Raw genomic sequence first — 17,410 nt, 5'->3', positions numbered from 1 at the left:
TCTTCGAAAATTGAATTCGCCAGCTTAACTTTTAGTTAAGTCATTCCCGGGAATGGCGATTAATTAATCATTTTCCTGAATCTCTTCTTTAAAATCACATTGAACACATTGATGGAATACACCGTTCTTGTTTCTTTTTTCGATCAGCATAGAGCCGCATTTGGGGCAAGGCTGCTCTACCGGCTTATCCCAGGATACGAATTCACAGGCAGGATATTGATCACAGCCATAAAAAATTCTACCCTTTTTACTGCGGCGTTCAATGATATGACCCACCTTACAGGTTGGACAGATAACACCGATGTCCTTCACGATTGGTTTCGTATTCCGACAGTCAGGGAATCCCGAGCAAGCAAGAAACTTACCAAATCGCCCCATTTTATATACGAGATGAAGTCCACATTTTTCACAAATTTCATCTGAAACTTCATCCTTGATTTCAATTTTTTCCATTTCTTCTTCGGCAAACACAAGCCGCTTTTCGAAGGATTCATAGAAATCTCCAAGTACCTTGACCCAGTTCTCTGTCCCGCCTTCAACATTATCAAGCTCACCTTCCATGTGAGCCGTAAATTCGATATCCAGGATCTCTGGGAAATACTCAATCATTTGCTGGATAACCAGTTCACCAAGCTCCGTAGGAACGAACTTCTTCTCATCAATCGCCACATAGCCGCGCTTCTGAATCGTTTCCAGTGTCGGTGCATATGTACTTGGCCGACCGATTCCCATCTCCTCCAGCGCCTTTACCAAACGTGCTTCCGTATATCGCGGTGGGGGCTGTGTAAAGTGCTGTTTGGGCTCAAGCTGGTTCTTCTTCAGCTTATCTCCCTTTTGCAATGGAGGGAGCAGCTTGTCTTCTTCTGTCGTACCATCATCGTTTCCTTCAACATATACTTTCATAAAACCAGCAAATTTCATTTTGGACCCTGCTGCACGAAACACAGCATCTCCTGCCGAGATATCCACTGTCATTGTATCAAGAATGGCTGAAGCCATTTGGCTAGCTACAAATCGTTCCCAGACAAGCTTATATAAACGATGCTGATCACGGCTCAGGTGCTCTTTCATTTGATCAGGTTCCCGTAAAATAGAGCTGGGACGAATCGCTTCATGCGCATCCTGAGCATTAGCTGCTTTCTTGATATATACACGGGGGGTTTCCGGATAAAAAGCATCCCCATATTTATTCACAATAAAATCCTTGGCTTCTTCTTGAGCAATAGGTGAAACTCTTGTTGAGTCGGTACGCATATAAGTAATTAAACCGACTGTGCCTTCGCTCCCAAGCTCAATGCCTTCATATAATTGTTGAGCTACTGACATCGTTTTGGATGCACGGAAGTTCAGCTTGCGGGCAGCTTCCTGCTGTAAGGAGCTCGTGATAAAAGGAGGCGATGGATTACGCAAGCGCTCTTTTTCTTTAACCTCTTGAATCACATATTTGGCTTTCTCTAAGCCTTTTAGGATTTCATTCACTTCTTGCTCATTATTCAGTTCTTTCTTTTCACCATGTATACTATGGAACTTGGCTTCAAACTCGCTGGTTCCGGCTAGAAGTTTTGCGGTAATGGACCAATATTCTTCTGGAACAAAAGCTTTTACTTCATTTTCACGATCATAAATAAGCTTTACGGCTACAGATTGAACCCGTCCGGCTGACAAACCCTTTTTGACTTTTTTCCAAAGCAGCGGACTGATTTTGTAACCGACAAGACGATCCAGAATACGTCTGGCCTGTTGGGCATTAACAAGATCAAGATCGATCTTACGTGGTGTTTTAAAAGCATCCTTTACTGCCTGTTTGGTTATTTCATTAAATACAACTCGGCATTCTTCTGCTTCATCCAATTCCAAATAATGCGCCAGATGCCAAGCGATCGCTTCACCTTCACGATCCGGGTCAGCTGCGAGATAAACTCTTTTCACTTTTTTTCGGGCATCTTTAAGTTCTTTAAGAATTGAGCCTTTTCCGCGGATCGTAATGTATTTAGGTTCAAAATTATTATTTATTTCAACACCAATTTGGCTTTTCGGAAGATCACGTATATGGCCCATTGATGCTTTTACAATAAACTTGCTGCCTAAGTACTTGCCGATTGTTTTTGCTTTTGCGGGTGACTCCACAATGACTAAAGAATCTGCCATAAGCGTCCTTCCCCCCTCAATTTTGATATATATATTTAACAAATAGCGTATAGAGAACCTGGTAATTGTTCCACGCGCTTAGTCAATAGTAAATTTAACAGAACTGCGTGCAAATGTCCAAAGGTAAATTGACTTCCCATTAGCAGTTCATCAATACTTAAGGGCCTCTGCTGCAGAAGCTCGGTAATGATTTGTTCATCTACTGTCAGCTTTGGCTGTTCTTCTTGTTCATGCTTACTATGTCTTGTCGGGTCTGATGTTATCCGATGACGGTATTCCTCCAATATATCATCCACACAGCTGACAAGCTTGGCACCTTGCTTAATAAGAGCGAGAGTACCTTGGCTTTTGGGTGAAGACACAGGGCCTGGAATCGCAAACACGTCACGTGATTCTTCCAAAGCCTGGTCTGCTGTAATGAGTGAACCGCTTTTGAGAGCTGCTTCTACTACAACTATGCCAAAACTCAAGCCAGCAATAATCCGATTTCGCTTGGGAAACATCCCGGGATGTGATTTAGTGTTAAGCGGGTATTCACTTACCAGCAAGCCTTGCTCGGCTATCGTCATATAAAGCGACTTGTTCTCAGGGGGATAAATGTGATCTATGCCACATCCCAACACTGCGATCGTACCGCCTTTTTGGCGAAGAGCACCCACATGTGCTGAACTGTCAATCCCTCTAGCTAATCCGCTGATCACGCATACATTTGCCGCAGACAGCTCTTCAGAAAATTGCTCTGCGATTTTACGGCCATATACAGTCGGATTTCGTGTTCCTACTATTCCTATACTTGGCGAATTTAATAATTCTAAACGTCCTCGAACATAAAGAACCCAAGGCGGCTCAGCCGTTTGCTTCAATAAATAGGGGTAATTATCATCAAATATCGTAATAATCTCAATTTGTCTGCTTCGATACTTTTCCATTACGGTCTCTACTCGCTCTGTTGTTGCTTCCATAAAAGCTTTTGCAACCGCATTTGCTCTAGCTTCCGTAAGTCCCAACTGCAGCCAATCAGCAGAAGTTACATGCACAGCCTCAATCAATTCAGAAAAAAGACTGACGATTCGTAAAATGGTTTTCCAGCCTATCGCATCGGTTTGATGCAGCATGATAAGTAGGGTTCGATTGTCCATAGTATATATCACTCCTCCATTGAGAACAACTTTTGGTCTGTTTGGTATATAAAAAAAGCCTCCTAATCCCGTTAGGGAGTAGAAGGCTTCTTGCCTATTAATCGATATTTATTTAGTGATGCATTTTTCCAAAAGCCCTTTTTCTTCCAAAACACTGACTAAAGTAGAACCCATTTCAGAAGGGGTTGGGGCTACTTTAAGTCCGCAGCGCTCCATTGTTGCTACTTTTTCAGCTGCTGTGCCTTTACCACCGGAAATGATTGCACCAGCATGGCCCATTCTTTTTCCTGGAGGAGCAGTTTGACCACCGATGAAGCCTACTACCGGTTTCGTCATATTAGCCGCGATCCATTCAGCTGCTTCTTCTTCAGCTGTTCCACCGATTTCACCAATCATGATAACGGCATACGTATCTGGATCGTCATTGAACAATCGTAAAATATCAATGAACTCGGAACCTTTTACAGGGTCTCCACCGATACCAACAGCTGACGATTGACCAATGCCACGTGTTGTCAATTGATGAACAGCCTCGTAAGTCAATGTTCCACTACGGGAAACAACGCCTACGTGACCTGGTGTATGGATGTATCCTGGCATGATTCCAATTTTGCATTCACCTGGTGTAATTACGCCTGGGCAGTTAGGACCGATTAAGCGAGTTTTCTTGCCTTCCAGGTAACGTGCTACTTTTACCATGTCCAGTACCGGAATACCTTCAGTGATACAAATAACCAATTCAAGCTCAGCATCGATAGCTTCCAATATAGCATCTGCTGCAAAAGCAGGAGGTACATAAATAACGGAAACTGTCGCGCCTGTTGCTTTTTGAGCTTCAACTACAGTATTAAATACAGGAAGGGAAGCGGTAGTGCCATTTTCCAATTCGATATCAATCTTCGTTCCGCCCTTACCCGGTGTTACACCGCCTACCATTTGTGTTCCGTAATCAAGACCACCTTTAGTGTGGAACATACCTACGGAGCCAGTGATCCCTTGAGTGATAACTTTTGTATCCTTATTTACTAAAATACTCATTTGGTATAGGTCACATCCCTTGATTAATTAATTATGATTAGGAAACCAGAGCCACGATTTTTTGCGCACCATCCGCCATCGAGTCAGCTGTTACGATATTCAAACCGGATTCATTCAAGATTTTTTTGCCGAGCTCAACATTAGTACCTTCCAAACGAACCACAAGCGGACGCGTCAAGCCTAATTGCTTGGCAGCTTCAACAACACCATTGGCGATAATATCACATTTCATAATACCACCGAAAATATTTACAAAAATACCCTTAACTGCTTCGTCGGAAAGGATGATTTTGAAAGCTTCTGTAACCTTCTCCGTTGTTGCACCGCCCCCTACGTCCAGGAAGTTGGCCGGATTTCCGCCGTAATATTTAATAATATCCATTGTTGCCATGGCAAGACCTGCACCATTGACCATACAACCGATGTTTCCTTCTAGAGCAATATAGCTCAGATCATATTTGGAAGCCTGAATTTCCTTCTCGTCTTCTTCTTCGAGGTCACGAAGCTCCAAAATATCTTTGTGACGGTACAAAGCATTGGAATCAAAATTAAGCTTAGCATCAAGTGCCATCACATCTCCGCTACCTGTTACTACTAACGGATTGATTTCTGCAATGGAGCAATCTTTATCAACAAACGCAGTGTATAAGGCAACCATGAATTTCACGGCTTTATTAACTAATTCATTAGGAATCTTGATTGCATAAGCAAGCTTACGTGCCTGGAATGCTTGCAATCCGATAGCTGGATCAATAACTTCTTTAAAGATTTTTTCAGGGGAATGCTCAGCTACTTCTTCGATCTCTGTGCCGCCTTCTTCAGACGCCATCATTACAACGCGTCCAGTTTCACGGTCAACAACGACCCCGATATAGTACTCTTTTTTAATGTCACAGCCTTCTTCAATTAAGAGACGCTTGACTTCTTTACCCTCGGGACCTGTCTGATGAGTAACCAGAACTTTGCCCAGGATCTGTTCTGCATATGTACGAACCTCGTCCAAGCCTTTGGCTACTTTAACGCCGCCTGCTTTACCGCGTCCGCCTGCATGAATCTGTGCCTTAACGACAACGACTGGAGTTCCGAGTTGTTGCGCAGCCTCAACCGCTTCTTCCACTGTAAAAGCAACCTTCCCATTAGGGACGGCAACTCCGTATTGCTTCAGCAACTGTTTGCCTTGATACTCATGGATATTCATTTAGCAAAATCCTCCTATCAGTAATAGCTTGCCAATTTCTATATAAGCAAGAACTGCAGCGAATGTGCAAGCTCCTCATCAAACGAAGGAAATATTCGCTGTGATGCATACAAAATCCTGCCGAGTGCAGACAACTCAACAAAACCTTAACCATTGTACCATTATTTTTCGATAGTTTCCTTCTTTTTTCACGGAAAGCTGTCATTTTTCAATTAAACTTTTTTATGGTACTGAAAAAAATCCCGTATTATATCATTCCCGAGGAAATAATAAAGCATGTAGCCAACCACAATTCAATTGCCATCAAGTTGATTTATGGTACAATAAGGAAAATCATATGGACGATGAGGAAGCACCTTTTGCCCGAATGGAATGACGATGAGGGAAGGTGTTTTTTTGTGTATGGAAAAGTAATGAGTGCCTGCCTGCACGGTGTTGAAGGTAAGCTTGTTGAGGTAGAGGTGGATTTAAGTAATGGTTTGCCGCAAATGAATATCGTCGGGCTTCCCGACAGTGCTGTCAAAGAGTCCATAGAACGTGTAAGAGCTGCCATTAAAAATTGTGGATATACGTTTCCATTGCAGCGTATAACGATAAATCTTGCTCCCGCTGATGTACGCAAGGAAGGTTCGGCATTCGATTTGGCAATTGCTATGGGCATTTTATATACAAGCGGCCAGCTACAGTTGGAATTACCCGAACAAATCCTTATTTTAGGTGAGCTGGCCTTGGACGGAACAGTGCGTGCAATCCCGGGTGTGTTATCTATGATCGCTTCGGCCAGTGAGCAAGGCATACGCCGCATTCTGATACCGAGACCTAATTATCAAGAGGCAGCGTTAATCCCGGATGTTGAGATTGGTTGTCTTTCTCATTTGAATGACCTTCACAATGGAATCGCCCATCTCTTTAATATGGCTAATTATTCGCCATCTAAATCAAAATCGCCCGACGCCAGGATTTCAGCATCCATTGAAGATTACGCGGATGTTCATGGTCAAATGCAAGCCAAACGAGCACTGATGATTTGTGCAGCCGGGATGCATAATATACTGCTACTTGGTCCCCCGGGCACAGGCAAAACCATGCTTGTCAAAAGACTGCCCTCGATACTTCCCGTCATGTCCGATCAGGAAGCTCTCGAGGTAACGAAAATCTACAGTGCGTCCGGTAAATTTGCCGACCGCAGCAGTTTGATACGCGAGCGTCCATTTCGAATGCCGCATCATTCTGTTTCTTCGGCCGGCCTTGTCGGTGGAGGCGGTATTCCCAAACCCGGGGAGATTAGCCTGGCACATCGCGGCGTATTATTTTTGGATGAATTGCCTGAGTTTTCCCGAAACGTTCTTGAGGTTCTGCGACAACCGTTGGAAGAACGCTACGTCACAATAGGAAGGGCACGCGCCACCTATCGCTTCCCATCTAACTTTATATTCGCAGCGTCGATGAATCCTTGTCCTTGTGGTTACTGGGGCGCCGAAACACCCGCACATGTATGCACTTGCAGTGAACTTAAAATTGAGCACTATCGATCTAAAATATCGGGTCCTCTGCTGGATCGGATCGATTTGCAGATCGAAGTACCGCGTATTGAATATGGTCAAATCGTTGAAAAAACAGCTCAACTCTCTTCTCAGGAAATGAAAGCTCATGTCGACCAAGCTCGTCACATTCAGCTTCACAGGTATAAGCATGCTTCCATTACATTTAATAGTGAGCTTTCCGGTAAATTGTTAAAGCAGCACTGCCAGCTGAGTATGGAAGCCGAGCAGTTACTCCAAAAATCGTTTGAAATCCTTGGCTTGAGTGTGCGGGCCTATGATCGCATTCTCAAAATTGCACGCACTATTGCCGACCTGGATGGCAGTCCACAGCTGGGGATTCCTCATTTGGCTGAAGCCCTGCAGTATCGCAGTCTGGATAAAAAAACTCATTCACCGACCAACAACCGCTAGTCAGCTATATAGGTCTCTCATCCTGCCTTATAAAAGACAAATCTATATCGATTTGTCTTTTTTTGTTACAAAAAATCAAATATTAATACTAATTACCTAAATTTTCATTCAAATTGCGACATTTTTCAACAACAATGTAGTATAATAGCATTACCCGAAAGTATAGGAGTGAACATGTATGATGCTGGGATTATGGAATGCATTGGGTTTTATTTTTCTTGCCTCCACCGTGTACTTGTCTCTTAAAACTGTTTTTGGAAAGGATACTCACCGTGAGTAAATATGCATACACAGAACTACGCAAGGTCAGTACAGAGGACGAACGATTGAGATTGGTTATGGAGGAGATAAATCGGATTATGGAAACCAAAAAACACCGAACGATTGTTCAACGAATATTTAACCAAAAGCCGAAAACCCAACCAAAAGGATGGCGCTGATCGGCTCTTTTTTTTGATTGAAATTGAGTTCTTTTAAAAAGCATTGACCAGATGATCCAAAGAAACTTGCTCACCTGTTTTAGTTGTTAAGATACTAATGACATCAAATCGAAGTTGAAGCTGCTGTTTCTGATAACGATGAACGTAGAACTGAGCAGTCTCCATCACCTGCTGCTGCTTTTTGGCATTAACCGATTCTTGGGGCGTTCCAAATTGCGGGCTGCCGCTGCGTGTCCGCACTTCCACAAACACAAGAAAGCTGCCATCCTTCACAATCAGATCGATTTCCCCGGTTCGACAGCGCCAGTTTTTCTCAATGATCTCATAATGCAGTCCCTCGAGATACTTCCAAGCCAATCCTTCTCCTACAGTACCCAGTTGTTTGCGTGTTAACGGATTATTCATAGGATTTAACCTGTATTTGTTTGGCTCGTCCATCAGACCGATAAACAAAGCTCAAAATTTCAGCAACCAGCTTGTAGAGCTCTGGAGGAATTTCCTGATCTAATTCCAGTTTGGAAAGAACCTCAACGAGTGAGGAATCCTCCTGTATGGGCACTCCGTTTTCTTTGGCCTTTCTCATGATCGCTTCAGCCATATGCCCTTTGCCTTTGGCTACAAGCACCGGAGCCCCTTTCTCTCCCGGCGCATACTTCAGAGCGATAGCTTTTTTTAATGGATTGGGGTTTTTAGGCTTCATACGCGTACATCCATTCCTTTGTAAGGTTTTTTACCATACAACGATTTTATCTGGCTTGATAGATTGGATTCGGTTCTGTTCCCAGCAGCTTTCTCTTCCGTAGGTTGACCCTTTTCCGGATAAGGGCTGCATTTCAGAGAAATAAATTGATAACCAATATTCGATAAACTCGCTGCTATTTCCTCACGATGGGATTCCAGTAACGGCTGTATAAAGGGCTGGTCATTTAATACACGCAGGCTGACAATGCGATCCACCACCTGAACATCAATCATCGTATCCCCTAAAGCTTTCATCCGCAAATCAAACACAAGTCTGCAGTTATTCGCATCAATTTCACCACGCGCACCTTTTCGGGATTGAATATGAATAGCTGCTGTCTGTTCCCCATTGGCATTGATGATCGGAATAAACATCGTAATATTGGAAAAAGCCGAGGTTCTGTCCGTATTCAGCAGCAATTGCTGTCCCGTTATTTGTTGGATCGCCTGCTGTGCGGTCTCTTTCAAAGCAGCCGGTGTATCGTCGGATTGCACGAGCATGAGAAGTGCACTCTTCAGTGTATCCACTGATTTCAACGAATCCTGCTGAGTACCAGCGGGTGCTTGTAAATCTGAACTTCGATCGCTTAAGCTTGCAGCAGACAACAGCTGACTATCAAGGCCGTTTTTTTCCGGCAGCTTAAATATCGCTTGCTCATGCTCTACACCTACCGCCTTAATCAGCTTGGAAATCCAATGTTCGCTTGTTTCCGACTGAATGTCGGAAGGTAGAGTAGGAGCTGTCCCATTATTCGCCGTCGATTGCGTCTGATTAGGACGAACGGCGGTTTCCCTCAGCTGCTCCGAAGTCATCTGCTCAGGATTTATCTTCAAAGTGTTGTTCAGTGCTGCAGCTGTTGTTGCACTGTTAGTGACAGTAGGCTGTACAGGGGTAACCTCAACAGTACGACCGGAATTATCCAATAAAATGCCAGTACCTGATCCGAGTAGGGATGATGGCAGAGTCTGGGTCTGTGTGAGATTAGCAGCTGATTTTGTTAACGTCGAAACCTGCTCTAAGCTCTGTGACCCCGTTTTTGATATTATTGCTGAATTCGACGGACCGTCTTCTGCCGCAGCATTTAGAGCCGGGTCAGGCTTGGTTAATAAAGTCTCAGCTTGTAACAAAGTCGATTTGGGACTTGTCGAGCTTGCTTCACCTGCAAGTAATGTAGATCCAGCCTGATTGAACCCCGCAGCCGCACCTGAAGGGCTCGTACCGGACATTTTAGCAGCCTGTTGAATATCTGCATCCATATCATTTGGAGCGGCTACAGACGCTTGTGATGCATTCTGCTGACGCCCAGCCTCCTTGGTCGCGGTTAACATATTCTCAACTTCCGTATCCGAAAGCAGGGAAGCCACATTAGGCATCAACTCGCTGGAAGCCTCCTTTACAACTGCAACAACACCTTTAAAGGCATCTATGGCTGATCTTGTCGAAGTCGACAAGTTCTGGTTATCGGATAAAAGCTTGGTCATCTGGTCATCCAATTGCTGGAGAGTCTCATGAAAAGCCGGACCTGTTATCACCTGTTTTAGCGCTGTAACGGTCTCTCCTGTAAGTGGAATTCCTTTTTGAAAAGCAACCACGGCTGCTGGAATCCAGTCTTTCTGGGAAACTGCAGGTGGAAGCTGGGACTGGAGCTGGGAAAAAGCCTGAACATTATCCTTGGAAAGCGGTACTCCTGATTGATGGAGGGTTTGGATGATTTGACGGTTGATGGCATTGTCCGGCAGACCGACATTTTTTAATACCTCGGCTAAAGAACCATCGGCAATTTGTACGACCGATGCACCCAATGGTTTTAAAACCATTTGTCCAGAGCTGTTCTCAGGCTGCACCTGAAGCAGAGTGACCTCTCCTTGCTTTAAGGGAGTTTCCAGCTTGGCTCGTACTTGTACACCACCTATGTTGATGATAGCATCCGTTTCGGACAGAAGCTGCAATACCATTCCTTTAACGACCTCTCCCACCTTGAGCTCTAATACTTTAGGTTCGGAAGCTTGCATGTCGTTCAGAACGCTTCTGATTAATCCGCTGATATTCAAGTGTGGGCACCTCCTCATGGGAATTAATCAAGCTATGTATATATATCGGCATTTGGCCCGTCACATTTCATAATAAAGTCTTATTAAAACCATTCAAGCTGCTGAGATTCCAACAGTATATTTTTGAGAAACGTTTTTCGGTGCATCGTTGTTGAACCCAACTCCAAAAGCTTCTCCCGATGCAGCTTCGTCGCATAACCTTTATGTAGCGCGATTCCATAGTCTGGATATGTTTTATCCCATTCCAAACACATTCGATCTCGCGTGACCTTGGCAATAATTGAAGCGGCTGCAATCGATTGACTAACCGCATCTCCATGAATGATGGGCTGCTGCGCGAATTCTACCTCTACCTGTTCGGCATCTACCAACAAATAATCGGGAGCAGGGTCAAGCCCTTCGACTGCTAGCTTCATAGCCAGGCGCGATGCCTGTTTGATATTAATTTGCTCAATCATCCTTACATCAACAATTCCAATACTGATCGCTACTGCTTCTTGCTGAATAAGTTCATACTGCTGCTCACGTTTTTTGGCAGATAGTTTCTTAGAATCATTCACATCCTCCAAAATGAGACCCGGCGGCAAAATAACAGCTGCTGCCACAACATCCCCGAACAAGCAGCCTCTCCCTACTTCATCGACACCAGCAATACACTGATAGCCTTGATCCCATAATGACCGTTCATATTCCAACATAGCTGATATCGCTTCCTCTCCTGCGGTCGTGCATGTATGGCTTATTATACTCGAAATTGGCTAATGCGGAAACGAAAAAAAGCCACCCAGATCAGAGTGACTTCTTGTTATCGTGCACCAGACTGCCTGACATCACTTGGCGATTCAAGACTGATTCGGCCCATTTTGCCTGCCCGCAGCTCGCGCAATATCGTAAGTGAAGCTTTCTCGAGATCTACACGCCCACCACTTATTAAAGCACCACGCTTGCGACCAATTGCTTCCATAACCTCGATCATAGCATCTGTATCCTGTGGGTCGTCCGGCAATTTCTCAATGCTGAACCGCTCCTGTAGGGAAGGTCCATAATGTACGGTTAAATATCTGACCACATACAAGGCAATATCGGCGATATTGAGCAGCTCTTCTTTTATAGCTCCTGTGGCTGCAAGCCGCATACCCACCATTTGATCCTCAAATTTAGGCCATAAAATTCCGGGTGTATCCAGCAGCTCCATCTCAGAGCCAACCTTGATCCACTGTTGCCCCTTGGTCACCCCAGGGCGATCGCCGGTTGCCGCAATTTTTCTACCAGCCAAACGATTGGTCAAGGTTGATTTTCCTACGTTGGGAATACCGACAATCAATGCGCGAACCGGCCGCGGATTAATTCCTTTTCGAACCTGAGTCGCAATTTTATCGCCAAAAAGCTCTTTACAGCGAACCATAATATCCTTCATTTGATTACCGTTTGCGGAATCCACAGGTAATGCCTGGAGTCCCTTGTCAGCAAAATAAGCTACCCACTCAGCTGTTACTGCAGGGTCGGCCAAATCATGCTTGTTCAACAGCACCAAACGCGGTTTGTTTTGTAATATTTCATCAATCATCGGGTTTCTGCTGGACATCGGAATACGTGCGTCCAACAGTTCAATCACGACATCAATCAGCTTCAGCTTCTCCTGAATCTGACGGCGAGCTCTTGTCATGTGACCTGGAAACCATTGAATCGTCATACGGTCACCTCTGCTTCTATACCAAGCCTGTATTCTTTATTAAAAATGAACCAGACTGATTTTATTAAATGGCCAGAAAATCAAATCGGCCCTTCCTACCACTTTCTCATATTCAATAAATCCGATATCACGACTATCGGCACTGTTGGAACGGTTGTCCCCCATGACGAAGATCGTACCGTCAGCAACCTTCTTTTCGGGAAAGTTCCTTGTATTATAAGGGACTCCTTTTTTGGCCGCGTCCTCCAAAGCTTTTTTCAAATAGGGCTCGTCTAGCACCTGATTGTTGACATACACTTTGTCGCCTTCTACTTTAACGGTTTCCCCAGGAAGCGCGATAACTCGTTTTATGTAATCTTTGTCTTTGGTTGCATGGAATACAATGACCTCTCCACGCTCCGGCTTCCGCATTGAATAAATAATTTTATTGACGATCAATCGTTCGCTTGTATAAAAATTCGGCTCCATGGACGGCCCTTCCACAATAAAAGGAGCAAAAATCAACCAGCGAATAATAAAGACGAGAGCCGCTGCGATCAAAAGCGCTTTAGCCCATTCCCAAGCTTCTTTTTTGAGTGGACTTGATTTTTCAATGGTATTTTCCTGCTCCATCCCAGACCTGCCCTTCCCGATACTGCGTTTCTGTAAAAAACGAAAAGGAGCTTGGTAAACAAGCCCCCGTTTGTTCTCTTCTTATCGAATCTCTTGAATTCTAGCCGCTTTACCACGAAGACCACGCAAGTAGTACAGCTTCGCACGACGAACTTTACCGCGACGAGCCACTTCAAGCTTATCAATCTTCGGGGAGTTAAGAGGGAACGTTCTTTCAACGCCTACACCGTAAGAAATCTTTCTTACAGTGAAAGTTTCGCTGATTCCACCACCGTGGCGTTTAATAACAACACCTTCAAATAGCTGAATACGCTCGCGAGTACCCTCGATAACTTTAACGTGAATCTTCACTGTATCGCCTGGACGAAACTTAGGCAGATCCTGGCGAATTTGATCCTTGGTAATCTCTTGAATTAAATTACTCATAATTTACTTCCTCCTTCCACACAGGTGTTCATTCCGCCTCTGATGTCGATACTTGGGTAGTTGTGCGTAGAGGACCACCTTAATCGGGCAATATTGCCACAACGTTATACATAATATCATACTTAATAGTGGATTACAACAGCCTTTTTAGTAGGACCTATGCATAGCATTCATCCAACTGCTATAGGCTCGAATCAGGCTGATTGTTCTTCAGTTCCAGCTCTGCTAACCAACGCTTCTCCTTCGGGGTCAAAGGGAAGCTGTCAAGCAGCTCCGGTCGTTTCATCCACGTTCGCAGGATCGCCTGCTCTCTGCGCCACTGCTCAATATTAGCATGATGTCCTGAAATTAGAATATCAGGCACCAGCCAATCGCGAAACTGCACAGGTCTTGTATAATGCGGGTACTCCAGCAGTCCGGTACTAAAGGAATCCGTTACAGCTGAATTCTCGTTTCCAAGCACACCGGGCAGCAAACGCACGACACTATCAATTACAGCCATTGCAGGCAGCTCTCCACCGGTTAACACATAATCTCCAATAGACATCTCATCAGTCACCAAATGCTCCCGTATCCGCTCATCATAGCCCTCATAATGTCCGCAAATGAAGATCAGATGCTGCTCCTGCGCCAATTCCTCAGCCTTTCGCTGCGAGAACGGCTCACCTTGTGGACACATAAGGATAATACGGGGTTTGGGTGCTGCAGTCTGAGCGGGATCCCATAACGACTCTACAGCAGAGAAGATCGGCTCTGCCTTTAAGACCATACCGCCACCGCCGCCATATGGATAGTCGTCAACCGTATTATGTTTATTATTGGCAAAATCACGAAAATTAACCGTATTCAATTCAACGATTCCTTTATCACGAGCCTTGCCTAATATACTGGCTGAAAACACACCTTCAAACATCGGTGGAAATAAGGTTAGCACATCTATTTTCATCAATCCAGCAAACCTTCCAGTACATGAACTTTGATCAGCTTGTTTTCAATATCGACATCCAGTACCACATCATCGATATAAGGCAGCAATACAGGCTTTCCAGATGGCCGATCCACCACCCATACATCGTTAGCTCCTGGTGATAGTATCTCGCTGATGGTTCCAAGCTCTTCGCCTTCATCTGTTACCACGCGGCAGCCAATAATCTCGTGATAATAAAATTCGTCATCCGGCAGTTCGAGCATATACTTTTCTTCCACTTTCAGCAGCCAGCCTTTGTATTTCTCAACCTCATTGATGTGTTGAAACCCTTTAAATTTAACGATAAACATTTTTTTGTGCTCACGTGCTGAATTAACCGTCACCGGAATCTGTACATTCGTCTTGGGATCAACAAATACCAATTGACTTCCATTGGCAAAACGCTCATCAGCAAAATCCGTTTCCGGAAAAATCCGTAATTCTCCCAGAAGACCATGCGTATTGACTATTTTACCGATTGTATATAATTTATCGCTCATACATAGGCCCCTCCGAAAATAAAACATCAAATTGTTTAGGCTGTATCTTTCTGTATCTTTATATGAAAAAGAGTTAGGATTTCTCCTAACCCTCATGGTATCCATTAAGAAACAATTTCAACCGAAACTCGTTTACTTGTCTTGACTGCAGCCGAAGTCACTACGGTTCGAAGCGCCTTGGCAATACGTCCCTGCTTACCAATTACTTTCCCAACATCGTCAGGATGCACGGATAGCTCATACGTAATGCTGCGTTCGTCCTCTACCGCATTGACCAGAACATCATTGGGATGATCAACCAACGCCTTAGCGATAACGGTTATTAGATCCTGCATAACACCCTCCGAATCGGCAGATTACTTCTGCAGTTTGGACTCGTGAAACTTCTTCATAATGCCCGCTTGACTGAAAAGACTGCGAACAGTATCAGAAGCTTGTGCACCGGTTTGAAGCCATTTCAACGCTTTTTCTTCATCAATGCTTACAGTTGCCGGTTTAGTAATCGGGTTGTAAGTACCAATTTCTTCGATAAAGCGACCATCACGCGGAGAACGGGAATCCGAAACTACGAGACGGTAAAAAGGAGCTTTATGAGCACCAATACGTTTTAGACGAATACGTGTTGCCATTTAAAAATCACCTCCTACATAGAATAAACAAGCAGTAACGCCGTTAATGTTAACCAAACGGGAACTTCATACCTTTGCCCATTTTGCCCTTTAAACCTTTAAGCCCTTTGGGACCCTTAGGACCCATCATGCTGGAAAATTGCTTCATCATCTTACGCATGTCATCAAATTGTTTGATAAAACGATTAACATCCTGTACGGAATTTCCGCTACCTGCTGCCAATCGCTTACGTCGGCTTGGAGTCAGCATATCCGGGTTTTGGCGTTCCTGCTTGGTCATCGATTTCACGATGGCAGCAACACGAGCCATTTGCTTATCGTCAACCTTGATGTCCTTGATACCCTTCATCTTGTTGGCACCAGGAAGCATATCCAGAATCTGATCAAGCGGTCCCATCTTCTTGACTTGCTCCATTTGATCCAAAAAGTCATCGAAGGTAAATTCAGCGGTGCGCATTTTGCGCTCCATTTCCTTGGCCTTCTCTGCATCAATACCTTCTTGCGCCTTCTCAATCAGCGTAAGCATATCGCCCATACCCAGAATCCGTGAAGCCATTCTTTCTGGATGAAACGGCTCCAGCGCATCCATCTTTTCACCAACACCGACAAACTTGATCGGACATCCAGTAACTGCTTTAACCGAGATAGCAGCTCCACCGCGCGTATCGCTATCAAGCTTGGTAAGAACTACACCTGTCAGAGTCAATTGGCTATGAAAGCTCTCAGCTACATTGACAGATTCCTGACCGGTCATGGCATCGACGACCAAGAGCGTCTCATCAGGCTTGACTGCATCAACAATCTGCTTCAGCTCGTCCATCAAAGCTTCGTCTATGTGCAAACGACCTGCAGTATCAATGATCAGATAATCATTTCCGTGATCCTTCGCATGCTGCAGCGCATTTTTGGCGATTTCCACCGGACTGACCTGATCACCCATAGTAAATACAGGCACCTTGATCTGCTCACCGAGCACCTGCAGTTGCTTGATCGCGGCTGGTCGATATATATCTCCGGCAGCAACCAACGGACGATGATTTTGCTGCAAAAGCATTTTGGCCAACTTACCGGTAGCAGTCGTTTTACCAGCACCCTGCAAGCCTACCATCAAAATTACGGTTGGAGGTCGATTGGACCTGGCCAGCTTGCTCTGTGTACCACCCATAAGCTCGGTCAGTTCTTTATTAACGATATCCACAACGACCATTGCAGGAGTGAAGCTTTCGAGCACTTCCTGACCTATCGCACGTTCCTTGACCTTTGCAATAAATTCCTTGACAACTTTAAAATTGACATCCGCTTCAAGAAGCGCCAGACGAACCTCACGCAACGCCTCATTAACATCGTCTTCTGTTAGCTTTCCTTTACCTCTCAGCTTACTGAACACCTTCTGAAGCCGAGTCGCTAAACTTTCGAACGCCATACAAACATCACCTCTTGAGCGTTACTGTGAATCTTTGAATGTAGCCAATTTAAACTGTTATTCTATGCCTGACAACTGCTCGAGTACTGATTGCGCTTGTTCCTTTGTTTCAGAATGCCACATAAACATCAGAGCCTCTAGTTGCTGTATATATACTTTTCTTTGTTCGTGCTTGCTCAGTAACTGCAGCTTGGATTCGTATTCCTCAAGCATTAATTCAGCACGTTTAATGTGTTCATAAACAGCCTGACGACTGATTTGATACTCTGCTGAAATCTCACCTAGTGAGTAATCATCGTGAAAATAAAGCTTTACAAACATCTGTTGCTTCTCCGTCAAGAGCAGCTCGTAAAAATCAATCAATAGATTCATACGATTTGTTTTGGCGAGCATATTTTCTTCCGTCATCATGCTAAGCCTCCGTTAAGGTAAAACCCTTTACAGTAACA

The 17,410-nt window shown here is 44.5% G+C and carries 18 protein-coding genes; 1 reads left to right on the top strand and 17 read right to left on the bottom strand.

Annotated features, from left to right (window positions below; translation table 11 throughout):
- Positions 1–63: 63 nt before the first annotated feature.
- The 4 genes from topA to sucC form a co-directional block, all read right to left on the bottom strand.
- The gene (gene topA / locus BK127_RS17865) at positions 64–2,148 is read right to left on the bottom strand and encodes a type I DNA topoisomerase (protein ID WP_076232721.1); all 2,085 of its coding nucleotides are present in this window, start codon (positions 2,146–2,148) and stop codon (positions 64–66) included.
- Between the two features lie 35 nt (positions 2,149–2,183).
- Positions 2,184–3,287 (bottom strand): DNA-processing protein DprA, encoded by a 1,104-nt coding sequence (gene dprA / locus BK127_RS17860; protein ID WP_076232718.1) that lies wholly within the window; start codon positions 3,285–3,287, stop codon positions 2,184–2,186.
- Positions 3,288–3,395: 108 nt separating this feature from the next.
- On the bottom strand, positions 3,396–4,325 hold the full coding sequence (sucD, locus tag BK127_RS17855) for a succinate--CoA ligase subunit alpha (RefSeq protein WP_076232716.1): 930 nt from the start codon (positions 4,323–4,325) through the stop codon (positions 3,396–3,398).
- A 37-nt stretch (positions 4,326–4,362) separates the two neighbouring features.
- Positions 4,363–5,523, bottom strand: coding sequence for an ADP-forming succinate--CoA ligase subunit beta (gene sucC / locus BK127_RS17850; protein WP_076232713.1), 1,161 nt, complete (start codon positions 5,521–5,523; stop codon positions 4,363–4,365).
- 398 nt (positions 5,524–5,921) lie between these two features.
- Here sucC and BK127_RS17845 point away from each other — a divergent pair, with 398 nt between their 5' ends.
- A complete protein-coding gene (locus BK127_RS17845) occupies positions 5,922–7,478 on the top strand; it encodes a YifB family Mg chelatase-like AAA ATPase (RefSeq protein ID WP_076233009.1) in 1,557 nt (518 codons plus the stop codon).
- Between the two features lie 473 nt (positions 7,479–7,951).
- Here BK127_RS17845 and BK127_RS17840 read toward each other — a convergent pair whose 3' ends face one another.
- From BK127_RS17840 to BK127_RS17780, 13 genes are all read right to left on the bottom strand, one after another.
- Complete coding sequence (locus BK127_RS17840; protein WP_083689389.1) at positions 7,952–8,323, bottom strand: YraN family protein; 372 nt, start codon at positions 8,321–8,323, stop codon at positions 7,952–7,954.
- Complete coding sequence (locus BK127_RS17835) at positions 8,316–8,618, bottom strand: EscU/YscU/HrcU family type III secretion system export apparatus switch protein (RefSeq protein WP_076232708.1); 303 nt, start codon at positions 8,616–8,618, stop codon at positions 8,316–8,318. The genes BK127_RS17840 and BK127_RS17835 overlap by 8 nt, the downstream gene beginning before the upstream one ends.
- Complete coding sequence (locus BK127_RS17830) at positions 8,615–10,711, bottom strand: hypothetical protein (RefSeq protein ID WP_076232706.1); 2,097 nt, start codon at positions 10,709–10,711, stop codon at positions 8,615–8,617. The genes BK127_RS17835 and BK127_RS17830 overlap by 4 nt, the downstream gene beginning before the upstream one ends.
- Before the next feature lie 83 nt (positions 10,712–10,794).
- Positions 10,795–11,454, bottom strand: coding sequence for a ribonuclease HII (locus BK127_RS17825; protein ID WP_256711361.1), 660 nt, complete (start codon positions 11,452–11,454; stop codon positions 10,795–10,797).
- A gap of 62 nt (positions 11,455–11,516) precedes the next feature.
- A complete protein-coding gene (gene ylqF / locus BK127_RS17820) occupies positions 11,517–12,404 on the bottom strand; it encodes a ribosome biogenesis GTPase YlqF (protein WP_076232701.1) in 888 nt (295 codons plus the stop codon).
- Between the two features lie 39 nt (positions 12,405–12,443).
- Positions 12,444–13,016, bottom strand: coding sequence for a signal peptidase I (lepB, locus tag BK127_RS17815; protein ID WP_076232698.1), 573 nt, complete (start codon positions 13,014–13,016; stop codon positions 12,444–12,446).
- 81 nt (positions 13,017–13,097) lie between these two features.
- Positions 13,098–13,442 carry a 50S ribosomal protein L19 gene (gene rplS, locus BK127_RS17810; RefSeq protein WP_076232696.1) on the bottom strand — a complete coding sequence of 115 codons (345 nt, stop codon included), beginning with the start codon at positions 13,440–13,442 and terminating at the stop codon, positions 13,098–13,100.
- Between the two features lie 181 nt (positions 13,443–13,623).
- Entirely contained in the window at positions 13,624–14,388 is a 765-nt protein-coding gene (gene trmD, locus BK127_RS17805) for a tRNA (guanosine(37)-N1)-methyltransferase TrmD (protein ID WP_076232693.1), read from the bottom strand.
- The gene (rimM, locus tag BK127_RS17800) at positions 14,388–14,909 is read right to left on the bottom strand and encodes a ribosome maturation factor RimM (RefSeq protein WP_076232691.1); all 522 of its coding nucleotides are present in this window, start codon (positions 14,907–14,909) and stop codon (positions 14,388–14,390) included. Before rimM ends, trmD begins: the two co-directional genes overlap by 1 nt.
- A gap of 104 nt (positions 14,910–15,013) precedes the next feature.
- Positions 15,014–15,244, bottom strand: a complete 231-nt coding sequence (locus tag BK127_RS17795; protein ID WP_076232689.1) for a KH domain-containing protein — start codon at positions 15,242–15,244, stop codon at positions 15,014–15,016.
- Positions 15,245–15,265: 21 nt separating this feature from the next.
- Entirely contained in the window at positions 15,266–15,538 is a 273-nt protein-coding gene (rpsP, locus tag BK127_RS17790; RefSeq protein WP_076232687.1) for a 30S ribosomal protein S16, read from the bottom strand.
- 49 nt (positions 15,539–15,587) lie between these two features.
- Positions 15,588–16,961, bottom strand: a complete 1,374-nt coding sequence (gene ffh / locus BK127_RS17785; protein ID WP_076232684.1) for a signal recognition particle protein — start codon at positions 16,959–16,961, stop codon at positions 15,588–15,590.
- A 57-nt stretch (positions 16,962–17,018) separates the two neighbouring features.
- Complete coding sequence (locus tag BK127_RS17780; protein WP_076233008.1) at positions 17,019–17,369, bottom strand: putative DNA-binding protein; 351 nt, start codon at positions 17,367–17,369, stop codon at positions 17,019–17,021.
- Positions 17,370–17,410 lie beyond the last annotated feature (41 nt).

This window comes from Paenibacillus sp. FSL H7-0331, from assembly GCF_001956045.1.
The sequence above is the reverse complement of the archived record's forward strand: the minus strand, read 5'-3'. Positions and strand labels throughout refer to the sequence as shown.